This is a genomic window from Desulfobulbus alkaliphilus, assembly GCF_016918545.1.
GTDB lineage: Bacteria > Desulfobacterota > Desulfobulbia > Desulfobulbales > Desulfobulbaceae > Desulfobulbus > Desulfobulbus alkaliphilus.
In genome coordinates this window covers 1-541 of record NZ_JAFFQC010000137.1, presented here as the reverse complement: position 1 = coordinate 541, position 541 = coordinate 1, and the positions used below count along the sequence as shown (strand labels likewise).

Annotated in this window: 1 protein-coding gene; it reads left to right on the top strand. The window is 65.8% G+C overall.

Annotated features, from left to right (window positions below; translation table 11 throughout):
* The coding region (locus tag JWG43_RS17770; protein WP_205244283.1) for a magnetosome protein MamC family protein at window positions 1-373 on the top strand (373 nt) is incomplete at its 5' end.
* Between the last annotated feature and the right edge of the window lie 168 nt (window positions 374-541).

Below are 541 nucleotides of genomic sequence, written 5' to 3'. Positions count from 1 at the left end.
GCCCCCCCGGATCACGACCAACCCCCTGCATCAGTATGCCCCACAGGCACCCTATCCCCCGGCCCAGCCGGCTATGCCCTCCCTGCCGCAAACGACAACGGCAAGCGCCACCTCTCCGATTCTGGCCGTCGGCCTGTTCGGGGTGATCGTTGTCGCCACCGGCACCCTGGGGCAGAATCTGCATCGGGTGGGCGCGGGCGACATGAGCATGACCGAGGCGGTGAGCGACAGTCTCCACAAGGGCGCCATCGGCGGCATTGCCGCGGCCTCGGCCACCGCGGCGGCGTCCTCCCTGACCGGAGGCGGTCTTCCCGGCCTCGCGGTCACCGTGGCCACAGCCACCGGGATGAGCTACCTGCTCGGCCGCCCCTGACCAACTAGCCCTCTTTCCAAGTTCCTCGCAGGGAATCAAACCCATCCATCATCAAGGAGAATTGCCATGGATCCAAACCTGCAGCAGCAAACCCAGGCCTATTACCAGCAGCCCCAGTTTCAAGCCCACCCGCAACTGCCGCCAACCACCCACCCCTATTATCAGCAG